The organism is Alteromonas sp. ALT199 (genome assembly GCF_018619335.1).
Classification (GTDB): Bacteria; Pseudomonadota; Gammaproteobacteria; order Enterobacterales; family Alteromonadaceae; genus Alteromonas.
This window is the reverse complement of the sequence record NZ_JAHHDX010000038.1, coordinates 1-5,934: the sequence shown is the minus strand read 5'-3', so window position 1 is coordinate 5,934 and position 5,934 is coordinate 1. Positions and strand designations below refer to the sequence as shown.

Below are 5,934 nucleotides of genomic sequence, written 5' to 3'. Positions count from 1 at the left end.
TAAAGGACATACAAAAATTTAAATAATTTAACGATTTCATCACAAAGCGAGAAAATCGCTCTGTTATTATAAATTATCTTGTGTAATATGGGTTTAGGTTATCAGCAAAGCTTGGTTTTATCGGGCTTATCATGCATAGCGCAGTCAATCGCGACACTTCGTTTTCTTTTTATAATTCTATCGATACCCAGTTGTCGCTTTTTTTAAAGGAGTTTATAGGAAATGGCAGATCAAAGTTCTCGGTACATCAGTAACCTTACTCGTGATACATATGCGCTAATTCTCGCCGGAGGAAAAGGTTCCAGATTACACGAACTCACTAATTGGCGGGCCAAACCAGCACTTTATTTCGGCGGAAAATTTAGAATCATCGATTTCCCGCTTTCAAATTGTGTTAATTCAGGTATCCGACGAATAGGTGTTGTTACTCAATACAAATCTCACTCTTTAATTCGCCATCTCGTTCGGGGTTGGGGCCATTTTAAAAAGGAACTTGGCGAATCAGTAGAGATTCTCCCAGCATCTCAACGCTTTTCTGATAGTTGGTATGAAGGAACGGCCGACGCTGTTTTTCAAAATATCGATATTATTCGCGATGAACTCCCCAAATATGTCATGATCCTCTCAGGCGACCATATATATCGCATGGACTACGGTGACTTGCTAGCTAAACACAAAGAATCAGGCGCAAAGATGACCGTCTCATGTATGTCTGTACCTCTGGAAGAAGCAGCTGGCGCTTTCGGCGTAATGTCTGTTGATGAAAACTACCGTATCAATGGCTTTGAAGAGAAACCTGCCAACCCTACTCCGCTTCCCAACGACCCAACTTGCTGCTTAGCATCTATGGGTAACTATGTATTCGATACTGAGTTTTTGTTCGAACAATTGCGCGTAGACTCGGAGAATATGGGCTCTCAGCGCGACTTCGGGAAAGATATCATTCCTTCGATTATCGCTGATCATCCTGTATATGCCTATCCTTTTGAACAAAGTGGTGGCGACAATGCCTATTGGCGCGATGTAGGTACCATCGATTCATTCTGGGAAGCCAACATGGAAATGGTTGCTCCGGTACCTCAACTTAACTTATATGATAGAAAATGGCCCATCTGGACTTACCAAGAGCAGCTTCCACCAGCCAAATTTGTATGGGAAGATCACGACAGGCGAGGTGAAGCCATAAACTCTGTTGTTTCTGGCGGCTGCATAATTTCGGGCTCTACACTTCGCTCTTCTATTTGCTTCTCTAACGTACGCGTACATTCGTACGGACTTATCGAAGACGCTGTGATTCTCCCTGACGTGGAAATAAAGCGCCATTGCAAATTGAAAAAAGTGATCATCGACCGCGGTTGCGTTGTTCCAGAAGGGACCACAATCGGTTACGATCATGAACAAGATAAAGCCAGAGGCTTCCGTGTGTCAGAAAAAGGCGTGGTACTTGTTACACGTGAAATGCTAGGTCAGCCAGTGGGTGGCTTAAGTAAGTCAACCGAGCACGATTGATAGACTTTTCAGAAAATAGATAAGATTGATTTTGGCAAAAAAATGCCAAAATCAATCTAAATAGTGCTGATTCTAACGCATCAATACGCCTCGTCAGCCCATTGCGTTATCTTTCGCTCTATAAAGCATGCAACTTCCTCCGGGTGCTCTAACGGAAACATATGTCCACCTTCTAAAATCTCGTGCTCTATAGCATTGTGCTTCATAAGCCGCGAATACATTTCTGGCTTACATACATTACTTTTGCTTCCCGTGACCAATACTGCAGGACACTTTAATTTACCCTTATACTTGCCTAAATTGTGGGGCACATTCCGAAACAAATCAGCCTCTACATCAGCTCGAAATGTTAGTGAAATACTGTCTCCCTTATTAGCTGTAACAGACTTCACATAATCGCGTACACATTGTTTATCCATATCTCTAAACAACGACTTACCGTGAAAGTACGCTACCATATCTGTACTGCTAGGCCAGCTTGTTTTACGTATTTCCGCTAATTTTGCCGGTGTTAGTCTATTGATTAAAGGCGTATGTTTAGCAAATTTAAAAAAATGACTAAGAGGCCCTACAACCAAGGGAGGGTCAAATAATATGATCCCCCTGAAGAGCTCTGGTGCTTCACACGCCGCCATGTACGTTATTACGGCACCAAATGAGTGCCCGATGCCGAATACCCCCCGCGGATCCTTGTTTTCTTTCTTTATGTGTTTAATTAGCTCGTGAACCTGGTTGCGCCAGTTGCCATTTACTGGAAGCAGAGGGTCGTGGCCAAAACGTTCGACATGCAGACGGTTAAAATGACTAGGTAACGCTGAAAACACTGCATTATAACTTCCTGCAGGGAATCCATTTGCATGGGCAAAGTGAAAACTCAACTCCGACGATGACACCAACATACTCCTTTGACACAAAAATAATAAAGGGGCTTTAAATCAGCCCCTTAGCATGAATAGTTGATAGTACTACAAGCCCCTGGCTTCTGCCATTTCCCAATCTTTGACAATTTTAGTACTTGTCCAAAGAAACACAGCAATTGAAATCGCATAGGGAATTACAAGGTAAATAAGTGCTTGTCTCAAAGCTTCTGTTTCTCCTAGTGAGGGCACTAGGGCTTGGCTAATAATACCTGTAAGTGTAGGCCCACCACCTAGCGCAATAATGTTTAGAACAAAGAAGAACAGCGCCGTCGACATAGCTCTGACATTGAGTGGAGCAAGGGTTTGTGCCATCGCAAAACTTGGTCCTAAGTAAGAGCCACTCGTGAATAGCAGAAGTGCCATTAACCCTACAGACAACCACAAATCTTGAACTTGTAGCGACGCGTAAAATGCAGGAACACCAATAATTAACGCTATAGCCGGTATCAGTGCATAGGCTTTCTTATTGTGCTTGCCCCATCTGTCAGCAATATAACCACCTAACCATACGCCTAACGCATACGCAGTTCCATTGATAATACCAAACACGATAAGCAACTGCGTGATGTCTAGGCCTGCAAACGCTCGCACGTAGTAGTCAATTACCCATGTCGATATAGCATAGTTACCGAAAGACCCAAATGAAATCCCCAGCGCCATTCCCCACCATGTAGGAATTTTCAGCAGCATTTTTAGTGATGATTTAACACTTGCCTTAGTCGCATCACCATCACTGGGTAAAGAAACCGTTCTTTTAGGCTCTTTTACGGTAAGCTTAAGTAAAATGGCGAGCAATACACCGGGTATACCAACGCTATACATCACCGTACGCCAGTCAGCAGAACCGCCTTGTAAGAAGAATGCTGAGGCAAAGAATGCGAGCATAACGCCAAAGGGAATGCCTAAAGAGTAAATCGCCAAAGCGCCTGCCCGCTTTTCTTTAGGGAAAAGATCAGAAATTATACTGTGTGAAGGTGGACTACCGCCAGCCTCACCAATTCCCACGCCAATACGCGCAATGGCAAGCTGCATGTAGTTGCCAGCCATGCCTGATGCGGCAGTGAAACCACTCCATAACGTCAATGAGATGGCAATGATATTCACGCGACTATAACGGTCTGCAAGCCAGGCTATTGGTATACCCATAACCGTGTAGAGTAAGGCAAAATAAATGCCTTTGAGCCAACCGAGTTGCGCGTCATCTAAACCCAAATCAGCTTTAATAAAGGGGGATAAAATGCCAATAATTTGTCTGTCTATAAAGTTAAAGGCATACACCAAGGTTAATATAAATAGAACGTAGTTGCGGTAACTTCTAGATGTTCCAGCTTCAGTAGCAGGAATACCTTCAACGTGAGTATGGGCCATAACAGTCCTTTTTTGTGACAATAGCCCAGTCTATGCCTTAGGTAAAAAAATAAACAACTTATTGTTACTTATTTGTTAACATAACGAAAATTTCTAAGTGAGGCTTTTCGTTCTATAGCGCTTGAGGTACGATGACTTCAACATAACTCATCAGACCAGACGCACAAATATGACAGTAGATGAATTGCTTAATATTCCCCAATTATCTCAAACATCAGAAAAGACTTGGAAAGTTGACGGACTAACTATTCCTAAGAAGTGGGGGCAAGGACGAACTGCGTTTGGCGGAATTTCTGCCGGTATGCTGTATAACGCAGTGAAGCAACAAGTAATTGATGACCGTGTTCTTCGCTCTTTTACTACCAATTTTGTTGGCCCTTTATCTCTTGAGGCTCCATTTTCTATCGAAGTAACCCTACTTAGAACAGGAAAAAATGTTTCACAATACACTGCGCATGCTATTCAAGAGGGTAAGAGCTGCGTTTTCTCGCAAGCTTGCTTTGGTGTAGCTAGGGAATCGGGCATTAAAGTTGAGAATACCGAAAAGCACGACATGCCTCTGCCAAACAAGGCAAAGTTTATCCCACAAATACCTAAAGTGACGCCAAAATTCTTACGCTACTTCGATTTAGCAATTGAAGATGGTGGTATACCATTTACACGCAGAAAAACTAGCCACTATCACGGTTTCATGCGCTTCAAACAAGCCCCTGAGGCCATTACTGATGCTCATATCATCACCATGATAGATGCTTGGCCACCTACACTTTTACAAATGCTGAAATTGCCAGCGCCTGCCAGCACTGTAAGTTGGAACTTGGAGTTTATACACCCACATAAACCTGTTAGTCCGACTGATTGGTTTGCATATAAAGCTCAAACTAGGCAAGCAGCAGACGGATACGGTCATACGGAAGCGACGATATGGGATAAAGACAACGAAGTGATTGCAATTAGTAGACAAACCGTAGCGATTTTCGATTAATCGCTACGGCCTTACTTGCTGATAAACACTCTAAATTTAATAGAGCATAAACGCGTTAGGGTTAAACAGGGAAATAACCGAAATACACTGTAAATTGGTTATATCTAGCGCGTCTTCTAAATCTTCGCGATTTAGTGATAATGCTTCGTGAACCTCAGGTTTCAAATTGTGATAGCTTGGATATATTTCGGGGTTTACGTTGTCTAACGCAAGTACATATGAGAGCTGAAGAATTCTATCGTTGTCACTACACGCTGCGTTTTCATTCTTGTGAATACTGGCAATGGGCGCATAAATTGTGCTTGGAATATCCCACTTTTCAATCAGCTTTGCTGACAAATCAGCATAAGTAAACCCTAATACGCCAAACTGAAGTTCAGCGGGGCTCACGCGTGTATTGAACGCCTGACAACGTTTTGCCGACTCGGGCATTAGTGAAACGGTAACAAGCTCACCAACGTTGTGAAGCAACCCCGAAACAAATAGTCTTTCTGGTTCGCGAATATTACGCAAATCGGCAAAATATTTCGCAAGCAATCCACACGAAACACTCTGTTCCCAGAATTTATCTAAGTCTATAGCTTGGCCGTCAACATCGCTAAATGCCTGACTTACACCATAAGCAAGCGCTAAATCATATGTTGAACGTGTACCAACAACCTGTATGGCTCGTGTTACCGTGTCTATTCTGTTAGGAAAGCGATACAGCGCTGAGTTTGCCACTCTAAGCAATTGGGTAGCTAATGACGGGTCAAAAGCGATAATGTCGCCGATGTCGTCAATGCTCGAAGCTTCGTCATCCATACAAGCTTTCAGTCGAGTTACCGAATCCGGTAAAACAAAGAGGTCTTCCGCTTTCGAAACTAATTCATCTAAATTCATTCGTGCACTCTCTTCAATGCAGCCGTTATCATGTCGTGTTAAAGGCACCTCCATTAGCCTTTACTCTGATAAGGTATAGGCGCTAAACCCTAGAAGGTCAATTATTAGTACCTAGTTAATAAGTATGATTTCTTTACTAATCAGAAAGTTAAAAAGGCCTTTAAAAATTATATTAATATACACTACATGCCAAGCTATATAAGTAGCTTATTCACCGCTGAGCGTAATCAATTGCGGTAATCCCAGAGGTTAAATAATACTCTGTTGCTA

General features: G+C 42.7%; 5 protein-coding genes. 2 read left to right on the top strand and 3 right to left on the bottom strand.

From position 1 onward, the window contains the following. Window positions 1-222: 222 nt before the first annotated feature. Window positions 223-1,509 carry a glucose-1-phosphate adenylyltransferase gene (glgC, locus tag KL866_RS04010; protein ID WP_025254915.1) on the top strand — a complete coding sequence of 429 codons (1,287 nt, stop codon included), beginning with the start codon at window positions 223-225 and terminating at the stop codon, window positions 1,507-1,509. Between the two features lie 80 nt (window positions 1,510-1,589). Here glgC and KL866_RS04005 read toward each other — a convergent pair whose 3' ends face one another. Both KL866_RS04005 and KL866_RS04000 read right to left on the bottom strand, forming a co-directional pair. Beyond that, window positions 1,590-2,402 (bottom strand): alpha/beta fold hydrolase, encoded by an 813-nt coding sequence (locus KL866_RS04005; RefSeq protein WP_214993539.1) that lies wholly within the window; start codon window positions 2,400-2,402, stop codon window positions 1,590-1,592. 72 nt (window positions 2,403-2,474) lie between these two features. Next, window positions 2,475-3,797 (bottom strand): MFS transporter, encoded by a 1,323-nt coding sequence (locus KL866_RS04000; protein WP_214993537.1) that lies wholly within the window; start codon window positions 3,795-3,797, stop codon window positions 2,475-2,477. Window positions 3,798-3,966: 169 nt separating this feature from the next. On the opposite strand from KL866_RS04000, the gene KL866_RS03995 reads away from it, so the two are divergent. Next, the gene (locus tag KL866_RS03995; protein WP_025254912.1) at window positions 3,967-4,782 is read left to right on the top strand and encodes an acyl-CoA thioesterase II; all 816 of its coding nucleotides are present in this window, start codon (window positions 3,967-3,969) and stop codon (window positions 4,780-4,782) included. 36 nt (window positions 4,783-4,818) lie between these two features. Here KL866_RS03995 and KL866_RS03990 read toward each other — a convergent pair whose 3' ends face one another. After that, window positions 4,819-5,664, bottom strand: coding sequence for an HDOD domain-containing protein (locus tag KL866_RS03990; RefSeq protein ID WP_025254911.1), 846 nt, complete (start codon window positions 5,662-5,664; stop codon window positions 4,819-4,821). Window positions 5,665-5,934: the final 270 nt, after the last annotated feature.